The following is a 23,283-nucleotide window of genomic DNA, read 5'->3' on the forward strand; positions in this document are numbered from 1 at the left end:
GAGCCAGCTATACTAGAACGAAGTATTAAAATAGGCCTGAAGTGGCGCGACTTCAAGTCGTCCTTCACGTTTTGCCTTTAATGCCTCAACCATAGCCCAGGCACCATTGGCTGTTGTGGAGTAAGGAACCGAGTTATCCAGCGCTCCCCGACGGATGTTAAAGCTGTCTGCAATCGCTTTTGGTCCCTCGGTTGTGTTGATGATCAGGTGTACCTGACCGGATTTGATTGCATCAAGGATATTGGGGCGACCTTCACGAACCTTGAGAACGGATGTGACTTCAATCCCCTGTTCCTGAAGATGTTCTGCTGTACCGCTGGTGGCAACCAGTTTGTACCCCAGATCAAGAAGATCACGGGCAATACTGACCATTTCCGGCTTGTCCCGGTCCTTGACGGAGAGGAAAACGGTGCCGCTGTCCGGCAGGTTGGAGCCTGCGGCGATCTGGGATTTGAGGAAAGCGCGACCAAAAGAAGTGTCGAGGCCCATAACTTCACCGGTCGACCGCATTTCTGGCCCGAGGACCACATCAACACCAGGAAAACGGTTGAAGGGGAAGACGGCTTCCTTGATTGCAATGTGATCGCCGCGATCACGATTGATTTCCATCGCCGCCAGTTTTTCACCTGCCATGATGCGTGAGGCGATCTTGGCGATGGCGTTCCCGGTTGCCTTGGCGACGAAAGGTACGGTTCGGCTGGCACGGGGGTTAACTTCGAGGATGTAGATTACATCATCCTTTACCGCGAACTGGATATTCATCAGGCCGACGACATTGAGCGCGATGGCAAGTTTTTCTGCCTGCAGGGAAATTTCGGCAATGATCTCTGGCTTCAGGCTGTGGGGAGGCAGGGAACAAGCCGAGTCACCAGAGTGGATACCAGCTTCTTCAATGTGTTCCATGATACCGGCGATAAAAACATCGCTGCCGTCGCAAATGGCATCGACGTCAACTTCGATAGCATCCTGCAGATAACCGTCAATCAGAACAGGGTTTTTACCGGAAACCTGCACGGCCGTGGTAATGTAGCGTTCCAGCTGATCAGTATTGTGGATGATTTCCATAGCCCGCCCACCGAGCACGTAAGAAGGCCGGATGACGACGGGGAAACCGATACGCTCGGCAACGGCAAAAGCCTGCTCCCGGGTCGTTGCTGTACCATTTATTGGTTGGCGCAGATCGAGGTTCTGCAGAAGCTTCTGGAAACGTTCGCGATCTTCAGCAAGGTCAATCGCGTCTGGAGAGGTCCCAAGAATAGGAATGCCGGCGTCTTCCAGTGCCTGTGAAAGTTTCAAAGGCGTCTGTCCACCGAACTGGACAATCACACCCTTTAGAGTGCCGTTGCTCTGTTCCTTGCGGGCGATTTCTATGACGTCCTCAGCGGTGAGGGGCTCAAAATAGAGCCGGTCAGAGGTATCGTAATCTGTGGAAACAGTCTCCGGGTTACAGTTGACCATAATGGTCTCGTATCCGGCTTCGCTCAAAGCATAAGCGGCATGTACACAGCAATAGTCAAATTCGATACCCTGGCCAATACGGTTTGGTCCGCCGCCGAGGATCATGATTTTCTCCCGGTCAGTTGGCTCCGCTTCACACTCTGCAGGGTTAACGCCATCGCCTTCATAACAGGAATACATGTAGGGTGTTGTCGAGGGGAACTCACCTGCACAGGTGTCGATCCGCTTGTATACCGGCAGAACATTCAGGCTGCGGCGATGCGCAGACACTACCGCTTCTTCCTGACCTGTCAGCTCGGCCAGACGCACATCGGCAAAGCCCATTTTCTTGAGGCCGAGGAAAGATTGACGATCTGACGGAAGGCCTTTGTTCCGGATCTCTTCTTCAATCTGAACGATGTCTTCGATTTGGCGAATAAACCAGGGGTCAAACTTGGTAACGCTAAAGATTTCCTGAACGCTCAGGCCGTGACGGATCGCCTGGGCGATGGTCAGCATGCGATCTTTTGTCGGCTTCGCGAGGAAAGATCTTACGGCATCCTTGTCAACCTGGCCGTCACTGTTCACGGCGCCGGGGATCTTGACCTCGTTAAAACCAGTTAGGCCGGTTTCCATGGAGCGCAGGGCTTTTTGTACCGATTCGGCAAAACTGCGGCCGATTGACATGGCTTCGCCGACTGATTTCATCGCGGTTGTCAGGTAGTCTTCTGCACCCGGGAATTTTTCAAAGGTAAAGCGCGGGATCTTGGTGACGACATAGTCGATGGTCGGCTCGAAAGATGCCGGAGTGACCTTGGTGATGTCGTTTTTCAGTTCGTCCAGCGTATAGCCAACAGCCAGTTTGGCGGCAATTTTGGCGATCGGGAAGCCGGTGGCTTTGGACGCCAGCGCGGAAGAACGCGATACCCTCGGGTTCATCTCGATGACAACGAGTTCACCGTTTTCTGGGTTGAGGCCGAACTGGACGTTGGAGCCACCGGTATCAACGCCAATTTCCCGCAGGCAGGCAATCGAGGCATCGCGGAGGATTTGATATTCCTTGTCCGTCAGGGTCAGCGCCGGAGCAACAGTGACGGAATCCCCGGTGTGAATACCCATCGGATCAATGTTCTCGATCGAACAGATGATAATGCAGTTGTCAGCGCAGTCGCGGACAACTTCCATTTCATACTCTTTCCAGCCCAGGACAGACTGTTCAACCAGAACCTCTTTGGTCGGAGAAGCTTTGAGACCACTTTTGATGATCTCTTCAAATTCCTGCTGGTTGTAGGCAATCCCGCCGCCAGTACCGCCCAGGGTGAAGGAAGGACGGATGATTGCAGGTAATCCTACGACCTCCAGAGCTTCCAGAGCTTCCTCGTAGCTGTGCACGACCTCTGAACGCGGGGATTTCAGGCCGATCTTTTCCATGGCTGTGCGGAACAGCAGGCGATCTTCAGCCTTTTCAATAACGTCGGCTTTCGCCCCGATCAGTTCAACACCGTGTTTATGCAGTACGCCACTGCGCTCAAGTGCAAGGCCGGTATTGAGGGCTGTCTGTCCGCCCATGGTGGGCAACAGGGCATCGGGTTTTTCTTTCTCGATGATCTTTTCAACGATCTCCGGGGTGATTGGCTCGATGTAGGTCGCGTCGGCCAAACCGGGGTCAGTCATGATCGTTGCGGGGTTGGAGTTAACCAGGATAACCCGATACCCTTCTTCGCGCAGAGCTTTACAGGCCTGGGCACCGGAGTAATCAAATTCACAGGCCTGCCCGATGATAATTGGTCCGGCGCCGATGATCATAATCGATTTGATGTCTGTTCTCTTTGGCATGGTCTGCTCTACTCGTCTTTATCTAGCTGTCCTGTACTTGTCTTCGAAAGACAGTCGGACTTGTTTGTTTATCAATCTCAAAGAAGTGGCGGCTGCTGGGATATCAGCGCCGCCACAAAACTTTATTATCGTCGCTCGGCCATCAGATCCCGGAACCGTTTGAACAGATACTGACTGTCCTGGGGGCCAGGTGAAGCCTCGGGGTGGTACTGTACCGAAAAGACCGGCCGGTCCTTGAGACGTATTCCCTGATTTGTGCTGTCGAACAGGGATATGTGGGTCTCTTCAACGTTGGCCGGAAGGCTGGCTTTATCAACCATAAAACCATGGTTCTGGCTGGTGATTTCGACCTTGTTGGTGGTGAAATCTTTGACCGGGTGGTTGGCGCCACGGTGCCCGAGGTGCATTTTGGTTGTCTTTGCGCCAAGAGCCAGTGCCAAGATCTGGTGACCCAGACAGATGCCAAAAATCGGCAGATCTTTGTGGCTCAGCAGTTCCTGAACCATGGGAATGGCGTAAACCCCTGTGGCAGCGGGGTCGCCCGGGCCGTTGGAAAGGAAAACGCCATCCGGCTTATGTGCCAGAATTTCACTTGCCGTTGTTTCTGCGGGGACAACAGTGACCCGGCACCCCTGGGAGGCCAGTGACCGGAGAATGTTGCGCTTGGCGCCAAAATCGACGGCGACAACATGAAACTCCGGATCGGTGAGCGCTGTGTAGCCTGTTTCCAGGTCCCAGCGTTGTTCCTTCCAGCTTGTTGTCTGGGTACAGGTGACTTCCTTGGCCAGGTCCATGCCGTTAAGCCCCGGCCAGGCTGCTGCTTTGGCGCGCAGGGCTTCAAGGTCAAATTTGCCGTCGGGATGGTGGGCAATGCAGCCGTTAGGCGCGCCACCATCACGGATCAGGCGGGTGAGAACCCGGGTATCAATACCGGAGATCGCGCTCAGATTGTGTGACTTCAGCCAGGTGTCCAGATCGCGGGTCGCGCGCCAGTTGGAGGGCTGGGTGATATCAACCCGGAAAATTGCACCGCGACAGGAGGGGGTAACGGTCTCGATATCCTGCTCGTTGGTCCCGACATTCCCGATATGGGGGAAGGTAAAGGTAATGATCTGTCCGGCGTAGGAGGGGTCGGTCAGAATTTCCTGATATCCGGTCATCGAGGTGTTGAAGCAGACTTCTGCAACGGCCTCTCCCTCAGCGCCGAGGCCCATACCCCAGAAGACCTTGCCATCTGCGAGTACAAGAACGGCAGTGGCTCCGGCGGGCTGTTGGCAGGCAGAATCAATAGCCCCTGTCTGTGCGACGGGGGTTTCATGCGATTTCATCTCATTCATGGATGGAGCGTCCTTCAGGCAAACGTGCAGACAGACGTGTGCGTCAGCAAATTAATGGCTGAGGCCTTTGTATAAGCATAAGTTCCCCGAAGGTCAAGAAAAAGAGTTTAATAAAATGTTGTTTTAAAACAACATCTTAGCCCATTCATCTAAACTTTGCCATTTTGTGCGTTTTAGGTTAGGTTCTGGTCCTTTCCAACGTGTTCGGGGCAAACGATGCTACGCAACAGCTTGAATGATGCGCTTAAAGAAGCCATGCGAAGCAAAGATAAACTAGCGATTTCAACGCTTAGACTTATCCTTGCTGCTTTAAAAGACCGTGATATTGCGGCGCGTGGTGAAGCACGGGATCAGATTGGCGAAGAAGAAGTTCTGGAAATGCTCCAGAAGATGATTCGTCAGCGGCGTGATTCTGTAGAAATGTATGAAAAAGCCGGTCGTTCTGAATTGGCCGAACGTGAACTGAGCGAGATCACGGTAATCGAGGGCTTCCTTCCTCAGCAGATGTCTGTTGAAGAGGTCGAGCAGGTCGTGACCGATCTTGTTGCAGAACTTGGCGCAGATTCCATCAAGGATATGGGCCGGGTTATGGGCGTGCTGAAAGAAAGATACGCCGGGAAAATGGATTTTGGTAAAGCAAGTGGTCTGGTGAAAACCAAACTGGTCTGACGCCTTTCTGGTCCAGGCTGTCCTCCTATTGGGAGGTGCGGCTTTACAAAAAGTTCCCGTCTTCGGGAAACCGAAACAGAACCTGCAGGTGATGCAGGTTCTGTTTTCTCGTTTTATAGCTGTAACGCACTGCTGGAAGCCGGGGAAAAATCTTTCAGGTGTGGAACTGAGGCTATGGATGCCCCTGCTGCTATGTTAAGCTGGGTCATTGGTTCTGTGTTGCGGTTTGGGGTTCCTGTTTTCTATGTCATTCACTCCGGAATTTTTGGATGAGTTGCGCGCCCGTGTGCCGGTTTCAGGGGTGGTGGGACGCAAGGTCAAGCTGATAAAGCGTGGCCGTGAATTCAGCGGCCTATGTCCGTTTCACAATGAAAAAAGCCCCTCTTTCACCGTGAATGATGACAAGGGTTTCTATCATTGTTTCGGCTGCGGGGCACATGGTGATGTTATTACCTTTGTCACAGAAACAGAAGGTCTGACCTTTCCAGAATCTGTTGAACGTTTGGCGGAACAGGCCGGACTACAGGTGCCAAAGGGCAGTCGGGAAGATATCGAACTCTCGAAAAAACGTGCCAGTCTTTATGATGTGATGGAAGAGATTTCACGCTGGTTTGAAGAGCAGCTTGCGGCAAAGGGCGGGCAGGAGGCGCGGGACTATGTCAATCGTCGGGGCTTGCGGGGGGAGACGGTCAGTCGTTTTCGCCTCGGTTTTGCTCCCAATCAGCGCGGCCTGTTGCGCAAAGCTATGAATGCCCGTGGCATTGGGGATGAACAGCTGGTTGATGTCGGGGTGATCAAACCTTCGGAAGGAGGCGGTCGTAACGACGGAGATGATTTCTGGGACTATTTCATCAACCGCCTGATGTTCCCGATTACCGACCGGCGCGGACGTATTATCGCTTTCGGCGGCAGGGCGCTGGGTGAAAGCAAGGCAAAATATCTGAACTCACCGGACACCACCTTGTTCCACAAAGGCAAGGTTCTCTATAATCTGGCGTATGCCCGCCAGGCTGCACATGATCTGGGTGAGGTGATTGTAACCGAAGGCTATATGGATGTTATTGCCCTGTCACAGGCAGGTTTTCCGGCAGCCGTGGCGCCTTTGGGGACAGCGGTAACCGAGGATCAGATCCAGGAGCTCTGGCGTATGGTTGCTGAGCCGACACTTTGCCTCGACGGGGATCAGGCGGGCATTCGTGCCGCTTACAGGGTGGTGGAGCGCGCGCTTCCGATTATAAAACCGGGCAAATCTCTTCTCTTCTGTACTTTGCCCGAAGGGGAAGATCCTGACAGTCTGATCCAGACGCAGGGCGCGACCACGATGCGCGAGCATCTTTCTCGGGCGCGCCCGCTGTCTGAAATGCTTTGGAAAAAAACGATCGAAGGGCTGAAGCTCGACACGCCAGAGAGGCGGGCGGCGCTGAAAGCGGAATTGCGTAAACAGATTTCCGTAATTACCGACAAGGATCTGTCTTTTGAATATCAGAAAGAAATGTTCCGTCGATACGACACCCTGACGGGGGGCAGTGGAGGCGCTTCCGGACAGAGCGCTGCGGCCTACGGCGGGCAGGGCCGGAACACAGGTTATGGCGCTCAGAACTATCAGAAGCCCTATAATAAAAACACCAACTGGAAAGGCGCTGGACGGGGAAAAGGTCAAAAGAATGCCTATGAACCAGACCCGCGCATTCCCCGCGCAAGCATGCCACCGAAGATGCTGGCGCGACGTCAGGAACAGGTTCTGCTGGCAGCGCTGATCAACCATCCCGCCGTTCTGTCAAAACATCTGGAAGATCTGGCGACACTGCGCTTGCCGAGCAAGGACTTCGATGTGGTTTTGCAGGAGCTTGTTGACGCTGTTGTTCGAGAGCCGGACCTTGACAGAGAGGCGCTTAAATGCCAACTCTGCGATAAGGGATATTCTCGATTAGTGGATGAACTCTTGGGCCCGGCAGTTTTGGATCATGGAAAATTTGCGAGACCAGCAACGGACAGCTACGCTGCCGAACATGGTGTTTCGCATATTGCGGCGATGTTCCGCGAGAAGCAGGCAGAACGGGAAAAGAGCATTCATAGTCGTGAATTTGCAGCGAATATGGACGAAACGGGACTGGCCCAGCTGGAGGAGCGCAAGCTGCACCGGCAGGAAGTGTCTGGGGTTTCTATCGACCTTGATAGTTACGACCCCGATGCTTTTGAAGACAGTCACTGAGCGTTAGAAGAGGGCACGTTGGCCATTGATAATCGGTAATCGAATCGATGATCGAATCGGCGGGCGTGCTGAATTGCTATTTGGGGTACGAGGTTAAATGGCGACCAAGGCGACCGAAAACGCTGAAACAAGCACGGAAAATCGGGAAGATAACTCCGACGGACCTTTGATGGATATCACCTCCGCGACCGTCAAGAAGATGATCGCCAAGGCAAAAGAGGTTGGCTACGTTACCTATGACGAGCTGAACAAGGTTCTGCCGTCTGATGAAATGTCTTCTGAACAGATCGAAGACATCATGTCGCTTCTTTCCGAGATGGGCATTAATGTCGTCGAGAACGAAGAGACAGACGATTCTAATGATAATGAAGAAGCGACCGAAGAAGCCGTTACCGGAAACGTCAAAGAAGAAGATGTAGGCCGCACGGATGATCCGGTACGCATGTACCTGCGCGAAATGGGCACGGTAGAATTGCTCTCTCGCGAAGGTGAGATTGCCATTGCCAAGCGTATTGAGGCCGGGCGTGACAAGATGATTGGCGGGATCTGCGAAAGTCCCCTGACAATTCATTCATTGTTGCACTGGCGTGAAGGCCTGATTGAAGGCAACCTGCTGCTGCGGGACATTATCGATCTCGACGCGACCTATGGCAATGGACCGAACGACGACGACATTGCTTTCGAAGAAGCCGGTGGTGGCGACAAAACCGATGTCGACGATGAAATCGCCAGTCAGGCTGGTGAAGGCAAAGACGACGACGATGATGAGGACAAACCCGCAAAACCTGAAGGTGAAGAGGGTGAGGAATCTCGTGACGGCGACGATGGTGATGATGACGAAGAAGAAAACAACATGTCCCTTGCGGCCATGGAAGAAGCTTTGTTGCCCCAGGTTCTCGAAATGTTTGAGAACATCGCCGATACCCAGCAGAAACTGAGCAAAATTCAGGACAAGCGTCTCGCTTCCCTGCTTGCCGGTGAGCCGGTCGTTGATACCATCGAAAAGAAATGTGCCAAACTAAAGCAGGAAATGGTTGAGCTGATGGAAGGGGTTCACTTTAACTCCAACCGCCTTGAGCAGCTCATGGACCAGCTTTACGGCCTGAACAAGAACCTGATGTCGCAGGAAGGCAAACTGCTGCGTCTGGCGGAAAAATCCGGCGTTGCCCGCGAGGAATTCCTTGAAACCTATTTCGGGAGCGAACTGCACCCGAATTGGCTTGAGGAAATCAGCGGCTATGCTGGCAAGGGCTGGGCCAAGTTTGCCGAGCGTCACGCTGAAGACATCATGACGATCCGCGAGAGCATCTCTAAAGTTGCTGACGAGGTCGGGCTGCCTATCCCTGAATTCCGCCGTATCGTGAAGACGGTGCAGACCGGAGAGAAGGAAGCAACCAAAGCCAAGACGGAAATGGTCGAGGCCAACCTGCGTCTGGTGATCTCGATTGCCAAAAAATACACCAACCGTGGCCTGCAGTTCCTGGATCTGATTCAAGAAGGAAACATCGGGTTGATGAAGGCGGTGGACAAGTTCGAATACCGTCGTGGATACAAGTTTTCGACCTATGCAACCTGGTGGATCCGTCAGGCCATTACCCGCTCTATTGCGGATCAGGCCCGGACAATCCGTATCCCGGTTCACATGATCGAGACCATCAACAAGCTGGTTCGGACCAGCCGCCAGATGCTCCACGAAATCGGGCGCGAGCCACAGCCGGAAGAACTGGCCGAACGTCTGGGTATGCCGCTGGAAAAAGTGCGCAAGGTCCTGAAGATCGCCAAGGAGCCGATCTCTCTCGAAACCCCGATCGGGGACGAGGAAGACAGCCACCTCGGTGATTTTATCGAAGACAAAAATGCGGTAATTCCTCTGGATTCTGCTATTCAGTCAAACCTGCGCGAGACCACAACACGGGTTCTCGCCAGTCTGACACCCCGTGAAGAGCGCGTGCTGCGCATGCGCTTCGGCATCGGGATGAATACGGACCACACCCTTGAGGAAGTCGGGCAGCAGTTCTCTGTGACCCGTGAACGTATTCGTCAGATCGAGGCGAAAGCCTTGCGTAAACTCAAACACCCAAGTCGTTCGCGCAAACTGCGCAGCTTCCTGGATACCTGATCCGGATTTCCTGAAAGTGTCTCAAACGCGCAATCAGGAAACCGAAGGCAAAATAGAGGCGTTTTGGAAATCCTGCCGGGAGTATCTCCCGGTGGAGGACCGGGACGCCTCTTTTTCTTCCTGGTTTTTTGGTGACAGTGCTGCGTTGGCCGAGGAGCTGTTGGGGTTGGTTATTTCGGGCGTCAAAACGGCGACCTGCGGGGCGCTGTTTGATTATGAGTGGGAAGGGATCTCCATTCCCGAAGTCGGCAGTTATCACATCGTTACGGATTTTTCTGGTGAGCCGAGGTGTCTGATACAGCTGAGTAACGTGAAAATTTGCACCTTCGGGGGTGTTACAGCTGATTTTGCTGCCGCCGAAGGGGAGGGCGACCGGAGCCTGAAAAGCTGGAGAGCCGGGCATCAAGCCTTTTTTGAACGCCGGGCGGCAGAGACCGGAAATGTTTTTGATGAAAATATCACTCTGGTCCTTGAGTACTTCAAGGTGATATATGCGAAAGCATAAAATATAAAATTATTACAGCAGAGGTGGGTTATGGATATCACGTTACTTGGAACCGGCTGTCCGGCTGTTCACACGGAACGTTATGGGGCGGGGCAGCTGATCCGTCACGGGGATACAGAAATCCTGATTGATTGCGGCTCGGGTGTGACCCAACGTCTTGTCGGTGCGGGAAGCTCGGGCGCCAGACTCGAAGCTGTGCTTCTGACACATCTGCATTCCGATCATCTGATTGATATCTACCAGCTTATTGTTTCTGCCTGGCATCAGGGGCGGGCAAAACCTCAGCGGATTTATGGCCCGACAGGGACACGCAAGTTTGTCGAGGGTATGATGGCAGTCTGGCGCGAGGAGCTGAATCTGCGCATCAAGCATGAACGTCGCCCTTCAACCGCGGCGCTTGATCTGGATATCACGGAAATCGAAGCCGGACAGAGACTGGAATTTGGCGAGGTCAGCGTCGCAGTCGTACCGGTTGATCACCAGCCGATAGACCCGGCCTTCGGTTTTGTTTTTTCCGCGGCGGGAACAAAAATCGCGCTGTCCGGAGACACCACCTATTGCCCGGCCCTGATCGAGGCCGCTAAAGCTGTGGATCTTCTGGTGCACGAAGTCTTTGTTCACCGCGAAATGCACGTGGTCGAGGGACTGCGTTCAGCCGAGACCATCGAGGCTGTTGCAGGCTATCACACGCTGTCTCACGAAGTCGGCAAGGTTGCGAGCGCGGCCGGGGTTGACTGTCTGCTGCTGACCCACATTGTCCCCCCCAACAGCAACCGGGACGAACTACTGGCCGAAGTGAAACAGAGTTTCGACGGTCCGGTGCTGGTGGGTGAAGATCTGATGCGGGTTGATCCGGTGAGTAAAACAGTCGCCTATGGTGTCGCGCGGGTATCCTATGCCTGAGGGCAGATCGCCCCTCTGCAGAAAATCGAAATAAAAAAGCTGTTGTGGATTTGAGAATCGTGAATTAGCACTTGAAGATTCTCTTTGTCTGGGCAACATTAGCGACCTCAAGTGGGCCTGTAGTTCAGTTGGTTAGAACCCTCCGCTCATAACGGAGCCGTCGCAGGTTCGAGTCCTGCCGGGCCCACCATTTCCCAGACCCGTTATAAAAATCTGGGCTCCTTGTATTTACAGTATTTTTACTCGCCTAGGCCTTCTGGCAGATATTATCTTGAGCAGAGGGCGGTCGCCTCGTGCAGGATCTGCATTTTTTTTAAGAGGCTCGTCCCAGTGTAAGTTTGGGTAACTCGTATTCTGAAACTTGCTCAGCAATAACGATTGGTTTGATAGGGTTATTCCAGCTGTGTTCGAATCAAGCAGAATGGGTTCCCGTATGGATCTTGCATAACGGCCCACTCGAGAAATGCACTAGATTTGTTTGGGTAAAAATCTGGTTTCTTCCGTAATTTTCCACCAATTTTAAGCACCTGTTCAACTGCGATTTCAACGTTTTTCACCCTGAGATCAATATGAGTTCCTCCCCCGGGCTTAACTTCATCGACAAGTTGGAGAAGGATCACACTATTTTCTTCTCCCTGAACAGTCTTAATGCCGAGGCCATGAAAACGGCCCGCCGGGTCTTTGAGTGATCGCTCTAGGCCTGTCAGCTTAGACCAAAACGTAAGTCCCTCTTCTAAATTGGTGACATCCACAACAACCTTCTCAAATTCTGCTATCAATTTCCCACTCCTAAAAGTCGGCAAACCCATACAGTAAAAACATTATCATTATATCTGTATGAAATCATCGGGATTTAAATGACCCAGAGTATCAGTCTAGTTTTGAGTAGAGCTTTAGATGAACTGATAGATGAGGGAAAATTCAGTCGGGTACATCAAAAACATTTCTCAGATTCAGTATCCCAAGGAATTGAAGACATTGTTTGGATTAACTTTAGCTGAACCAGATATCCCTTCTATGACCAATTAAGGGGAATAAGAAGTGTTGGAGTAGGTATTGTACAAGATATTCAGGTGGAAGGCACTTTTCTGGCAATGATAAATATAGACACGGCTTTTTCCGGTTGCCAGAGATGGTCGATTTCAAAACCGGCATCGGTCAGGGCAGTTTCCATCTCTTTGGCCGAGAAGATTTTGAGCAGGGGCATGAGGCGGAAAAATTTTCCTATGGGGGCAATGAGCTTGAAGTATTTCATGTTATCGCCCAGACATACCGTACTGGTGATGAAATAACCTCCGGGTTTAAGCATTTTGTACACGCGCTTGATAACATCTTCCTTGTTTTCGACGAGGTGTAAAAGACTGAGTGCCAGAGCAGCATCAAGACTTTGATCCGGCACTGTCAGGTGATCAATATCGGATTGTTCAAAGGTCACATTTTTAATGTTCTGGGCTTTGGCTTTGTCCCGTGCGATCTTGAGCATCTCCGAGGAGATGTCGGTTGCCCGGATGTGTTTGACAAAAGGGGCATGGCTGAGCGCCGTTGTTCCTGTGCCGCAACCGATTTCGAGGACTTCCATGTCAGATCGGAAGTACTCCCGGCTTTTCTGAAGCTTTTGTTGATAGGCGGCTTCATTTCCAACGGGTCGTTTAGAATATTTGACGGCGATCTTGTCCCAGAAATTTGCTGAATGAGCCACGTTATATCCCCCTGATTATATTTGTTAACAGAGTAAGCCCTCCCCTCTAGTACCTCACTTAAGATTTAGACAGGTACTAGAGGGGTACAGGAAGGCAGAAGAAAATCAATTCATTGTGATAGAGTCGGTATTACTGATCAGGGTAGTTTAGTTTCTAGTTCTTCGCTGCCAGCTTGTCCTGCGTTTTTGTGTCGAAGTCGCTGGCGTCGTGGCGTTCGTGCAGCTGTTCTTCTTCCGGGCCAAAGGTCCGGTTGACCATGCGGCCACGTTTGACCGCTGGCCGGGCTTTGATTTCTTCTGCCCAGCGGCTTACGTGTTTGTATGACCGGGCGTCCAGGAATTCCGTGGCGTCGTACTGGTTGTTTACCACGAGCCCGCCATACCAGGGCCAGATCGCAATATCGGCAATGCTGTATTCGTCGCCACAGATATAGTGGTTGTTAGCGAGGTGTCGGTCCAGTACATCCAGCTGGCGTTTGACCTCCATGGTAAAGCGGTCAATACAGTACTGGATTTTTTCCGGTGCATAGCTGTAGAAGTGACCAAAGCCGCCGCCCACATAGGGGGCACTGCCCATCTGCCAGAAAAGCCAGGAGAGGCATTCGGTCCGTTTGGTCGGGTCTGTCGGCAGCAACGCGCCAAATTTTTCGGCGAGATACAACAAAATGGCACCGGATTCAAAAACTCTGGTCGGCGTTGCTGTGCTGTGGTCCATCAGGGCCGGGATTTTGGAGTTGGGGTTGACCTCGACAAAGCCACTGCCAAACTGGTCTCCATCGCCGATCCTGATGAGATGGGCGTCATATTCTGCGCCGCTGAATCCGAGGGCAAGCAGCTCTTCCAGCATCACAGTAACCTTTACCCCGTTCGGTGTCGCAAGGGAGTAGAGCTGAAGGGGGTGTTTCCCTACCGGGAGCTTCTTTTCATGGGTCGCACCAGCTATGGGGCGGTTGATCTTGGCAAAAGTACCACCATTCTCAGACTCCCATTTCCAGACTTTTGGCGGTGTGTATGTGTTTGCTTCACTCACGTCTTGAACTCCGTATTGTCGCTATGGTCATGTTTGACGGGTTGCATTATCGGTGGGGATAGTGTCGGAGATCACATATAGGAACCCGCCAGGGTTGGTGAAAGGTGTTCCGGAAGGAAAGACTGTTGTATCAGCAGAAACATGCGTTTCATTCGGTGAAGACCTGAATTTTAAAGGGCTTCAATTCCTCAAGGTATTCAGTGAGCCTGACCAGCCCGACAGAGGGCATCGCACCGACAAGATCACATTTTTGTGAGGCGAGTTTTCGCGCCAGGATAATTGCCGGGATTGTCGGAATTTGCGGTCCGTCGCCATCAAGCGCGATGATAAACCAGTTGCGGCTGTGGGGCTTGCCATGGTGATCAAGTCCGGAGATATGGAAAAACATCCCGCCATCTGCTGATCCAAAACGGTCAAAAAAATTACTGGCCCTGAGCAGCAGCTCGGCGTGTTTTTGCAGTTTCGAGAGCAGACCCCATCGGACCAGCCACGACAAAGCCCACAGGCCGAGGTGAAGCGGTGCCAGTTCCAGCCCTGCAGAAAAAATCAGATTTCTGAGGCCGTATTTCTGCGGGAAAAGGTCAATATCCGGGATGTCGCAGTTGGCCATCCAGCGTTTGCCGAGGAGCGGGAAGGATTGCCGGAAAATATTCTGCCAGCCATAACGGGATAATTTTTGTCCGGGAGCGAGTTTTAATGCTTTGCCAGTATAGCCCAGAATACCACGGGTGGTGGCGAGGCCGCGTTCGGCCTTCTGGCCCGGGCTGATACCGTAAGAACAGCTTTCGATTGCTGAAAATTCTCCGGAGAAATGTTCTATCACGGCAGAGGAAAGGCCCGGAACTGTGCTTGCTCCACTGATAACCGCGACCTTCTGGTTGCGGGCGCTAGCATCCAGGCAGGTGATCCCGGTGACAAAATCCCTGCCATCTGCAAGATCAATATAGGGAATACCATGTTTGATACAGCAGTCAGGGATGCTGTAGTCACTATCCTGAAAGGGGCCACAGGTGTTGATCACCACGGCTGGTTTGAGACGGGTGAGGTGCTGATCCAGCCCGGTAAAGACGTCAAAGCTGGCAAAGCTTGCCATACCAGGAGCAAGTTCCCGAGCGAAAGCAGCTGCCTTGTCAGCATTCCGTCCGGCAATGATGACCGGAAGAGGTGCAGCAGTTTTTCCGTTGGTCAGGGCTGTGGCAATGCGTTTGCCGAAATTGCCGTAACCACCAAGAATCAGAACGGGTTGTTGCATGATACCTCTGTAATTCTAAATTCGCCTGCATAGCCGAAGGTAACACCGAACAGGGGGTGTCTTGCGTGGGTCCACATGCGAAAGCTGCTTTCGTCCAGAGCAAATTCTTCTGCATGCCCCCGGCCAATCAAAAAGGATAGGGGGATCGGGATTAACTGACCAAGAACTCGCCAGACATACCCTTGATGGCGCAGGGATATTTTTTCTCCATCCCAGTCATAGGAAAGTTTCCAGCCAATACCAAAGCGCATGAATTCGACCAGCTTGTTTTCCCCGATTGGCTCCATGGTTGAATGAAAGCTCACCGGAGGTTTATCAGGGAAGTGAAACCGTCGCTCCAGACGAAACACATTTTTCTGACAACTTCTGTAGGTAACGAAAACGGGTATGTTCTTGCCTGAATCAGCGACCAGCATCCCGGTCAAACGGGCCAGGATTGCCATAGCGGGAGATATGATTACATCAAGGGTGCCTTCTGCTGTGACACTGTCATGGCTGAAGGGGCGGATGGCATAGTGCTTCTGCAGGACAGGTGGGAGGTTCTCCCAGTCTGCACCGAATATTTTCTCAAAAAGAGGGCGGGTAGTCTGTGGGGAGAGCGGCATCGAAAAACTGTTCTGTAGAGCATCTGCGGTGAGCAGAAAATTAATGGCTAGGACCCGGAAAGGGGCTGTTCTTTTGAGAGAGCTTCTGGCTTGATAAATGGATGGATTATCTTCTGCTTAAATGGATTCACATCGTCAGTTCCACCATACTCTTTGGCACCGGGATTGGCAGTGCTTTTTACATGTTTGTTGCCAATCGCAGCAGAAATCCCGCTGTGATTTATTTTGTGGTCCGGCAGGTAGTCCGTGCCGACTGGATCTTCACCACGCCTGCGGTTATTATCCAATTGCTCACCGGACTGGCCCTGGTTGAAGTTACGGGGGCGAGCTTTGAAGAGAGCTGGTTGTTCTGGGGGCTGGCTCTTTATTTTTTTGCCGGGGCCTGCTGGTTGCCCGTCGTCTGGTTACAGATCCGCATGTCTACCATCTTGCAACACTGTGTGGAAAACCAAACAGAACTGCCGCCTCGTTACTGGCATTATGACCGCTGGTGGATTGCGCTGGGGACACTGGCCTTTCCTGCTGTGATGATTGTATTCTACCTGATGGTTTTTAAACCTCTCTCTTTCTATGATTTTGGATGATATCTGCTCTGCAGCGGTAGTCTGTTCGTGCCTGTAACCGCTTTGGGGAATACTTTCTGATCTCTTGGTTTACAGGAAGGAACTGTGTAAAGTAGAGAGTAAGACGGGGAGGTATAGTCTCTCTGGAGCAGAAGGAAAATTTATGGATTAATTGGGACTGGAGAGTCATTTTCTGACCGAGTTGCTTGCCTATTGGAACAAGCAGGCCCCTCCCGGCTCCCTTCCCGGACGTAAAGACATTGATCCGCTTGATATTCCCCAGTTGCTTCCCTATTGCGAACTGATCGATGTGGAACGCGAGCCTCTGGATTTTATTTACCGCTTGCTAGGAACAAAGATCGATCATATTACCCGCGGCAAATACACGGGGTTAAGAGTAAGCGAAATCCCCGATCAATGTGCGCCAAGCATGATTTTTGATCTTTATAGCCAGGTGGTAAGCAGCAGAAAACCGGTTCGAGCTGTTTTACCCTATGTCGGGGAAAAGATTAAAATCAAGGAAGTCGAGTGCCTGGTATTACCCCTTGCAAGTAATGGTCAGGATGTTGATATGCTTCTGGGAGGCGTTGCACTCTCGGACCAAGAGGCCCGCCTGCTGGCGGGCTTATAGATGATCGACAGACTCCAGGCCTGTTTCTGGTCATGCGAGCTACTCGTTTGTTGCGAAGTTGCCGATCAGTCCCAGGACCCGTCCTGCGCATTGACCAGATGGATGATCGAAGCGGGGCTGGAAACCCAGTAACCGTCAAAGCTCTTGCCGAGATCCTCGATCTCGTCGCACCTGACGATACCGCTTTCTGACAGAACCTTCGCTGCGGCGGTGGTATCGTCGGTCACGATTTCCAGCCACAATTCGGCCTGGCTCATGGCAGGCACCTTGTCGATCCAGAGATTGTTCGACCCGAACTTGAACCCGACGGCATCACCGGCAGGTCCTCCGATCTGCTCCAGGCCAAGAAGATCGCGGTAGAATTTTACTGTTGCATCGTATTGGTGTGGTGGAACCTTCATGGCAATGTTCTTGCCGCCAGAAAATTTGGCTGTCATTTTCATTTTTCCCTGTTCTGTTTCTTTGAAGTGGTGAAGTCAGTGTGGTTGGCTGCGGGGTTACTCTGGGCCAATTTTCCCGTTTCTGAGTTGATCGCAACGGGGTGGCTTGTCGCGGGTTGGTCTGTTGCGGGAGTGGCAAGGTGCACCTGCAGTCTGCCGAGTGCGTCATCCCATTTTTCGCCAACCAGCATCAAAAATGCGTTGGCCTCTTCCAGTTTCTTCTTTTCCAGAGAGTAAAGTGTTTCCCGTCCGGATCTTTCAGAGGAAATCAGACGTGCGTCGGTGAGGGTTTTCAGATGTTTGCTGATGGCTTGCCTCGATACGTCCATGCCCTCACAAAGTACTGAAACCGATAGTGCATCAGCGCTATAGAGCCTCTCGACAAGGGCAAGCCGCCGCTTGTCTCCAAGTGCGGCAAAGGTCATGGCGAGGTCAGTGGTCTCTACGGATCGTGCGAGATTATTCGACATGGGATTTGATGTTCTCCATTTGAGCGTTCCACCCCCCTTCATTATTGCGAAACACGTTTATACCTTTGTTATCCGGTAGCTTGTCGAAGCCACTTTCGCGGAGGGTCATCCTTGTTCCCGGGCCTTTTGCTGTCAGCGTGAATTCCACCAGAGTAACCTTGCTTTGAAGATCCGGGTCATCCGGGCTGATTGTTTCATCCATCGGCCAGACAAAGCTGAAGCGATTTGGCTGTTCAATGGTTTCCGGACGCATCCAAAAAGGCAGACCGTGATGGCAGGAAGAGGTGACTTCCCCTGTTGTCACCTTACCTGCCTGAAACGGCCCATGCAGCCTGAGCTGAAACCAGGTGCCGAACTCTTTGTAGTCGGCAAGAGCTTGCCAGACCCGTTCTATTGGGGCGTTCAGGTCGAGGGTTCGTTCAATGCTATTCGTCACGCGCAACTCCTTGGTTGCGTAAAATGTGCTATGGTAAAAAAATAAATGCAACCATTTTGTTGCCTATTTGCGTTGATGTTAACTTGACCGTCACCTGTGTTTTTCTCCGGGGGGATTGACGTAAGTCAAGGTTGGCTCTGAAACCACACCCTATTCTGATGCTGTAGACGGCTGGCATAAGGGAGCAGAGATGTCTCAACATACACCGCACGAACTTATGGACGAATTCCCGGAGTATCGGGAAAGCATTCGTGACAAGAAGTTGTCCGATGCCCACTTTGCCAAACTGGCTGATGATTATCACCGGGTTAACCGGGTGGTGCATCGTCACGAAAGCGAAGTCGAGGTCTTGAGCGATGATCATATTGCCGAGATCAAGAAAGAGCGTCTGGTGTTGAAGGATACGATCTTTTCGTTTTTATCAGCTTGATTACTTGTTAAATTCCCCAAGAGACTTAGGCTGCCTTCGTGGCAGCCTATTTTTTTATAGTGATAACGGACAAACAGAAAAGTTCAGGTTTCAGACCAGAGCCTGAGCAGATTTGCATAGTTTTTGCTCAGCAGATCAAAATTGCGGCTCTTGCCCTCTTGGTCAAACAGGCTTCGACGTACCCGGTCAAGATCATAGAGAATCTCGCGCTGCTCGGCAGAGCGCACAAGGCTCTGGACCCAGCTGACAGCAACCAGCCGTACCCCTTTGGTAACCGGAGCAACCTTGTGCAGTGTGGTTGAGGGGTAGGTAATGGCCGAGCCGGCAGGAAGTTTGAATTTCTGTTCTCCTGTCGAGCTTTCCATCACCAGTTCTCCGCCTTCATAGCTGGCCGGATCATTCAGGAAAACAGTGAAGGAAATATCGGTTCTGAGGCCCCGGTCGGCGCCCATAATGGCGTCATCGACGTGAAAGCCGTATTCCATTCCTGCTTCATAGCGGCTGAACAGTGGTGGGCGCATCCGCCGGGGCTGGAGCGCCAGGCCAAATTGGGCATTTTGCTGAAGGGCACGGGTCAGGACCGCTTTAGCTTGCTGTGCTATTGTATCGCGGCCTGAAAGTTGCTGGTTGTTCTTGACCAGGCGCGCATGCCAGCCTGCAGTGAGTTTGCCGTCTTTGAAGGTTCCCTGTTCCAGCAGGCCTTGGATTTTTTCCAGGTCACTTTTGTTGAGCAAGTCGGGAATGGTGAGAATCATACGAAGGCCTCGATCATAATCCAGCAGGAAAAGACTGCGGAAAGGATAGCCATCCTTTTGCCAAAGGTACAGAGATCCGCAAGAGTTCCCTGCAAAAAGAGCATGCCTGCAACAAAGCCTCGAAATTGAACAGGATCGCTTCGCGGCTTACAGTGAAGTGAGGTGGTTGTCCCAGGCTATGTCGGGGGTATGACAGAGCCGTTCCCCTTTCCGGTGAAGGCTGCCCAGTCCATCGGAAATGACAAAGTCTGCCGGATCGTCAGGATTGGCAGCGACGCCCCCGGCATCGACGAGTTCTTTGATTTCGAGAAGACTGCCATCCCGGGAGTCCCATATGGCGACACGGTCGCCTCTTGGCGCGGAGGTGGCGATCCGCTTGCCGTCTTTGCTGGCGGCAACGGATCCAATGTACTGCTTCATGTGAGCAAAAGTTTTTGGCGGGGCCGAGAAAGCTATTTCACTTCCTCTGTTGTGTTTGCCAACGAGGCTAACGCTGTCTGCAGGGTTCCCTTCATATTGTCCGCCAAACCAGACAGATCCGTCTCCGGCTTCTGCCATATGGCGGATTGAGAGCTGATAGTATTCTGCAGGTAACTTTACCCGCTCAAGCAAGCGCCCATCTCTGGCATCGAGATAGACCAGGGAAGGCTCCATCGTCGCAAGGTTGAGCTTTTCTCGCGGGTAGTCCGGATGGGTCAGTATTCCACCGTTGGCAACAGCGATGGTCCTGCCATCTGACAGGAGCAGGGCTTCATGAGGGCCGATACCGTGGGTATCAAACTGTCCCAGACGTTTATAGCTGTTGCGGCTATCGTATATGCCCAGAATGCCACGTTCATTCTCATAGTCATTTTCAGTGGCATAAAGCAAACGACCGTCTGGTGAAAAAAAGCCGTGCCCATAAAAATGCAGCCCCTGTGGTGGTGTGAAGAACTGCTGGCGGGAGAAGTTCTCGAGATCAAGAACCAGAGCGATGTGCCCGGGGCGACGGGCAAAGGTCACGGCGGTTTTCTTATCCGGGGACAGGGTCGTTGCGTGGCCCCGGTTTTCGAGCTTCTCACTGAAAAGAAGTTCGCCTTTTCTGTCCAGAACGGCAACAGAGAACTGTTCTCCAGCTTCTTTGCGCGCGGCAATAAAAGCTGGCTGCCCTGCTCCTGAATGCGCTGCAGCGCTTTTGTCAAAGGGCATCATCATGGAAGTGAGAAATGTTGTGCAGCCTATTCCAGCCAGCAGTTTTCTTCGCGTAATGCCGTCCATTGAATCAGTCACCATCGAGAGAGTTGAACCCAAGGCTAAGCCCAAGATATGCGGGCAGGAAATCTGCAACAATATTTTGTGCACCAGCCAGCGGGATCAGGCTATAGCTCAAACGTTTATGCGCGGCGGGTTCTTTGACCAGATCTGTCCAGCTTTGCGGTTTTTCCAGCTGTTCAGAAAAAACCTGATTTGCCTGATCGATCTCAAAGCCGAGGGAGCTTGAAAGCCGGGGGGCCAATGTTGCCAGTCCCCCCACTTCGACCAGCTGTTTGATGCTGGAGAGGTCGGCCTGCAGGGCAACAAGGGTGAGGCTGGATCGCCAGAAAGGGGCGAGTTTGGCCTTCGATGCTGCCGGACTTTCGCGCAGGGCGTTGGCAAGTTTCATATCCCGGCTGCTTTGCAGGTTTTCACTGATAACCCGCAAAAAATCCTGTAGGGCTTCTGCCTCACTTCGATAGATCGGGTTTTCAGGGCCGATGTTATAGAGCAGCGCTGCAAAACCTTCGGGAGCTTTCCATTCGGCGATAATTTCGTCGCTGGTCCGGGTAATGGCCTTTGTAAGGGTTACGCCATATTGGCAGCGAAAGTTTTCGGCAGAAGCCGTGGCCAGATTTTCAGAACCCCGGCCAAAAAGAACATATTCCAGTGCCAGCATGCCCTGGGTCGGAACTGATTTTTTGCGTAACTCCCCGACAGTCAGAGCAGTTGGATCTTGCTGGCTGATCAGGTCTTCGACCTGTTTCAGGCCACGGGAGCGCCGATCCGGCCAGAAAAACAATCGTTCCTGCCGGTTGTCTGTGAGTGCAGGTCCAAAGCGGTACATCTCGACCCCCGACCAGGCGATGACCAGATTTTCAAATTCATTCCGGCCCTGTTGTAGCTGTTCCGGTCCGGGTGTCTGGCAGAGTGCTTCAAGCGCAGTTCCCTGCGCCTTGGCTGCGGCAATAAATTTCTGGTAACCGGGAAGCACTGAACGCTCGACCATCTGTCTGATAACAGGGGCGAAATCTGCTTGAGAAGGAGGCTCCTGCGCCGAAAGACCCTTCAGGCAAAGACCTGCGAGAAGTAAAGACATGACAGGAAGACGTAAACGGGGAAAGAGGTTCAGCATCAGAGGGATTCCAGAAAACGGATCAGGGATTTTCGATCTTCAGGTGGCATGGCGATGACCTTGTCCCGCGCGACCTGGGCTTCTCCACCGTGCCAGAGTACTGCTTCGAGCAAGCTTCGGGCCCGGCCATCGTGAAGAAAATAACTGTGCCCATTTACCGTCTGGGTCAAGCCAATTCCCCAGAGTGGCGCTGTGCGCCATTCCCGTCCGGTCGCATCCCCAACAGGGCGCCCATCGGCAAGTGCGTCGCCCATGTCATGGAGAAGGAGGTCACTGTAGGGCCAGATCAGCTGGAACTGCAGCTCTTTTTGCGCGGCATCCCGTCGGGTGACAAACTTGGGTTGATGGCAGGAGGCACAGCCCGTGGTGTAAAAAACTTTCTTGCCAGCCAGAACCACGGGATCATTTACATCTCGTCGGGCGGGCACGGCGAGATTGCGGGAATAAAAGGTAACGAGGTCGAGTACCGGGTCTGGGGCTTCGCTGGTGCCGAGGTTCGCCTGGACGCCATTGGGCTGCTCAAGACAGGTCTTCTGTCCGGTGGTGCAATCCCCCCAGTGTGCGAGGACATCGGGAGTGGAAATGCCAATGTCACCAGCAAAGGCATTGGCTGACTGATGACGCACGGAACTGTTCGATGCTTTCCAGCCAAACCGCCCAAGCTGTTTTTGAGTGTCGCCGGGGTTGAGCACCATGCTGGGCTTGCCAGAGATGCCGTCCTTGTTCAGGTCATCAGGGTCGGCGAGAGCCAGAATATCGCCTTCATGGATGGCTTCGAGCAGGCCAAGCCCAATCATTGGCTGGGCAATGCGGGGAGACAACATGACATCGTCGGCCATCGGGCCGTAAGCCAGCTCACCAACAGAATAGCTGGGATGGCGCAGGGTTGCTGTCTCGCCACCAGAAAGCTCAATTGGCTCTTCTCTGTAGCTGATCAGCATACGCCCTTCGGCAGGAAGGCCGGGTGTAGCCTGATCCTGAAGCTGTCCACCATAGGTCGGTTCGGGGATACGTTGTAGACGACCAGAGGATATGGCGGCCTTGTCCTCTTCTGTGCGGGGAGGGACTGACAGGCGCAGGAACATGGAGGTTGCAATGTCTTCATTGCTTTCCGGTGGGTGTCCCCGTCCGTCTTTCAAGTGGCAGCGCTGGCAGGACCTGGCATTGAACAGGGGGCCCAACCCATCGGAAGCCCGGGTGGATGAAGGAGAGGAAACCCAAATTTTCTTGAACAGACCGTTCCCGAGCTTGAAATCGCGTTCGCCCTCAAAGCTGAGGTTCTCTGAGAAATGGGAAAAGGCATCGCTGTTGATTACCCGGGTAGAGGTTGTGGACCCGGCCTGTTTTTGTTCAAACTTTTCAGCTTTTGCAAAAAGCGCGGCAGGCTGGATAACTGCGAGAACCTTTTGCAACTCTTCCTGTGAAAGGTCGGTGCGCCAGGGCAATGTTTCCGGGGCGGCTGAAGCTGTTCCTGAAAAGAAAGACAAAAGGATCGCAAGACAGAAGGTGTTTGTTAGGTGCACAAGCCGCATAAGGTCTGGTTTCATTATATCTGGGTATCTGGTGAGAGCGATCACGCTTTATAA

General features: G+C 52.6%; 22 protein-coding genes and 1 tRNA gene. 9 read left to right on the forward strand and 14 right to left on the reverse strand.

What is annotated here, in order from left to right:
- Positions 1 to 12: 12 nt before the first annotated feature.
- Together carB and carA are read right to left on the reverse strand one after the other, a co-directional pair.
- Complete coding sequence (gene carB, locus B152_RS0111320; RefSeq protein ID WP_020592537.1) at positions 13 to 3,273, reverse strand: carbamoyl-phosphate synthase large subunit; 3,261 nt, start codon at positions 3,271 to 3,273, stop codon at positions 13 to 15.
- A gap of 125 nt (positions 3,274 to 3,398) precedes the next feature.
- A complete protein-coding gene (carA, locus tag B152_RS0111325; protein ID WP_051083041.1) occupies positions 3,399 to 4,601 on the reverse strand; it encodes a glutamine-hydrolyzing carbamoyl-phosphate synthase small subunit in 1,203 nt (400 codons plus the stop codon).
- Between the two features lie 225 nt (positions 4,602 to 4,826).
- On the opposite strand from carA, the gene B152_RS0111330 reads away from it, so the two are divergent.
- The 6 genes from B152_RS0111330 to B152_RS0111355 all read left to right on the forward strand — a co-directional run bounded on the left by B152_RS0111330 (position 4,827) and on the right by B152_RS0111355 (position 11,208).
- Complete coding sequence (locus B152_RS0111330; protein WP_020592539.1) at positions 4,827 to 5,279, forward strand: GatB/YqeY domain-containing protein; 453 nt, start codon at positions 4,827 to 4,829, stop codon at positions 5,277 to 5,279.
- Positions 5,280 to 5,523: 244 nt separating this feature from the next.
- Positions 5,524 to 7,491 carry a DNA primase gene (gene dnaG / locus B152_RS0111335; protein ID WP_026261490.1) on the forward strand — a complete coding sequence of 656 codons (1,968 nt, stop codon included), beginning with the start codon at positions 5,524 to 5,526 and terminating at the stop codon, positions 7,489 to 7,491.
- Positions 7,492 to 7,588: 97 nt separating this feature from the next.
- Positions 7,589 to 9,610, forward strand: a complete 2,022-nt coding sequence (gene rpoD / locus B152_RS0111340; protein ID WP_020592542.1) for an RNA polymerase sigma factor RpoD — start codon at positions 7,589 to 7,591, stop codon at positions 9,608 to 9,610.
- 16 nt (positions 9,611 to 9,626) lie between these two features.
- Positions 9,627 to 10,115 carry an ASCH domain-containing protein gene (locus B152_RS0111345; RefSeq protein ID WP_020592543.1) on the forward strand — a complete coding sequence of 163 codons (489 nt, stop codon included), beginning with the start codon at positions 9,627 to 9,629 and terminating at the stop codon, positions 10,113 to 10,115.
- 30 nt (positions 10,116 to 10,145) lie between these two features.
- On the forward strand, positions 10,146 to 11,018 hold the full coding sequence (locus B152_RS0111350; RefSeq protein ID WP_020592544.1) for an MBL fold metallo-hydrolase: 873 nt from the start codon (positions 10,146 to 10,148) through the stop codon (positions 11,016 to 11,018).
- 113 nt (positions 11,019 to 11,131) lie between these two features.
- Positions 11,132 to 11,208 (forward strand) — tRNA-Ile (locus B152_RS0111355).
- 202 nt (positions 11,209 to 11,410) lie between these two features.
- Here the strand turns inward: B152_RS0111355 and B152_RS0111360 are convergent.
- The 5 genes from B152_RS0111360 to B152_RS0111385 all read right to left on the reverse strand — a co-directional run bounded on the left by B152_RS0111360 (position 11,411) and on the right by B152_RS0111385 (position 15,604).
- On the reverse strand, positions 11,411 to 11,797 hold the full coding sequence (locus B152_RS0111360) for a VOC family protein (protein WP_157231048.1): 387 nt from the start codon (positions 11,795 to 11,797) through the stop codon (positions 11,411 to 11,413).
- Positions 11,798 to 12,087: 290 nt separating this feature from the next.
- Entirely contained in the window at positions 12,088 to 12,717 is a 630-nt protein-coding gene (locus B152_RS0111365) for a class I SAM-dependent methyltransferase (protein ID WP_020592546.1), read from the reverse strand.
- Positions 12,718 to 12,871: 154 nt separating this feature from the next.
- Positions 12,872 to 13,747: a glutathione-dependent disulfide-bond oxidoreductase gene (gene yghU, locus B152_RS0111370; RefSeq protein ID WP_020592547.1), complete on the reverse strand. Its 876-nt coding sequence runs from the start codon at positions 13,745 to 13,747 to the stop codon at positions 12,872 to 12,874.
- 148 nt (positions 13,748 to 13,895) lie between these two features.
- Positions 13,896 to 14,999: a saccharopine dehydrogenase family protein gene (locus B152_RS0111380; RefSeq protein ID WP_020592548.1), complete on the reverse strand. Its 1,104-nt coding sequence runs from the start codon at positions 14,997 to 14,999 to the stop codon at positions 13,896 to 13,898.
- Positions 14,981 to 15,604, reverse strand: coding sequence for a DUF4166 domain-containing protein (locus B152_RS0111385; RefSeq protein ID WP_020592549.1), 624 nt, complete (start codon positions 15,602 to 15,604; stop codon positions 14,981 to 14,983). Before B152_RS0111385 ends, B152_RS0111380 begins: the two co-directional genes overlap by 19 nt.
- Before the next feature lie 101 nt (positions 15,605 to 15,705).
- Between B152_RS0111385 and B152_RS0111390 the strand changes: the two genes are divergently transcribed.
- On the forward strand, positions 15,706 to 16,188 hold the full coding sequence (locus tag B152_RS0111390) for a DUF2269 family protein (RefSeq protein WP_020592550.1): 483 nt from the start codon (positions 15,706 to 15,708) through the stop codon (positions 16,186 to 16,188).
- Between the two features lie 151 nt (positions 16,189 to 16,339).
- Positions 16,340 to 16,798: a PAS domain-containing protein gene (locus tag B152_RS0111395; RefSeq protein ID WP_020592551.1), complete on the forward strand. Its 459-nt coding sequence runs from the start codon at positions 16,340 to 16,342 to the stop codon at positions 16,796 to 16,798.
- 65 nt (positions 16,799 to 16,863) lie between these two features.
- On the opposite strand, the gene B152_RS0111400 is transcribed toward B152_RS0111395, so the two are convergent.
- The 3 genes from B152_RS0111400 to B152_RS0111410 are packed head-to-tail and all read right to left on the reverse strand — an operon-like array spanning position 16,864 to position 18,144.
- Positions 16,864 to 17,235: a VOC family protein gene (locus B152_RS0111400; protein ID WP_026261493.1), complete on the reverse strand. Its 372-nt coding sequence runs from the start codon at positions 17,233 to 17,235 to the stop codon at positions 16,864 to 16,866.
- A 2-nt stretch (positions 17,236 to 17,237) separates the two neighbouring features.
- Entirely contained in the window at positions 17,238 to 17,708 is a 471-nt protein-coding gene (locus B152_RS23425; RefSeq protein ID WP_020592553.1) for an ArsR/SmtB family transcription factor, read from the reverse strand.
- Complete coding sequence (locus B152_RS0111410) at positions 17,698 to 18,144, reverse strand: SRPBCC family protein (protein WP_020592554.1); 447 nt, start codon at positions 18,142 to 18,144, stop codon at positions 17,698 to 17,700. The genes B152_RS23425 and B152_RS0111410 overlap by 11 nt, the downstream gene beginning before the upstream one ends.
- Positions 18,145 to 18,334: 190 nt before the next feature.
- Here B152_RS0111410 and B152_RS0111415 point away from each other — a divergent pair, with 190 nt between their 5' ends.
- Positions 18,335 to 18,574 carry an HP1242/YdcH family protein gene (locus B152_RS0111415; protein WP_033406113.1) on the forward strand — a complete coding sequence of 80 codons (240 nt, stop codon included), beginning with the start codon at positions 18,335 to 18,337 and terminating at the stop codon, positions 18,572 to 18,574.
- A gap of 83 nt (positions 18,575 to 18,657) precedes the next feature.
- Here B152_RS0111415 and B152_RS0111420 read toward each other — a convergent pair whose 3' ends face one another.
- The 4 genes from B152_RS0111420 to B152_RS0111440 form a co-directional block, all read right to left on the reverse strand.
- The gene (locus B152_RS0111420) at positions 18,658 to 19,329 is read right to left on the reverse strand and encodes a Fe2+-dependent dioxygenase (protein ID WP_020592556.1); all 672 of its coding nucleotides are present in this window, start codon (positions 19,327 to 19,329) and stop codon (positions 18,658 to 18,660) included.
- A 147-nt stretch (positions 19,330 to 19,476) separates the two neighbouring features.
- Entirely contained in the window at positions 19,477 to 20,601 is a 1,125-nt protein-coding gene (locus tag B152_RS0111430) for a DUF1513 domain-containing protein (protein ID WP_033406116.1), read from the reverse strand.
- Positions 20,591 to 21,697 carry an imelysin family protein gene (locus B152_RS0111435; RefSeq protein WP_020592559.1) on the reverse strand — a complete coding sequence of 369 codons (1,107 nt, stop codon included), beginning with the start codon at positions 21,695 to 21,697 and terminating at the stop codon, positions 20,591 to 20,593. The genes B152_RS0111430 and B152_RS0111435 overlap by 11 nt, the downstream gene beginning before the upstream one ends.
- Positions 21,697 to 23,244 (reverse strand): di-heme oxidoreductase family protein, encoded by a 1,548-nt coding sequence (locus tag B152_RS0111440; protein WP_020592560.1) that lies wholly within the window; start codon positions 23,242 to 23,244, stop codon positions 21,697 to 21,699. The genes B152_RS0111435 and B152_RS0111440 overlap by 1 nt, the downstream gene beginning before the upstream one ends.
- Between the last annotated feature and the right edge of the window lie 39 nt (positions 23,245 to 23,283).

The sequence above is a fragment of the Kiloniella laminariae DSM 19542 genome (genome assembly GCF_000374005.1).
GTDB lineage: Bacteria > Pseudomonadota > Alphaproteobacteria > Kiloniellales > Kiloniellaceae > Kiloniella > Kiloniella laminariae.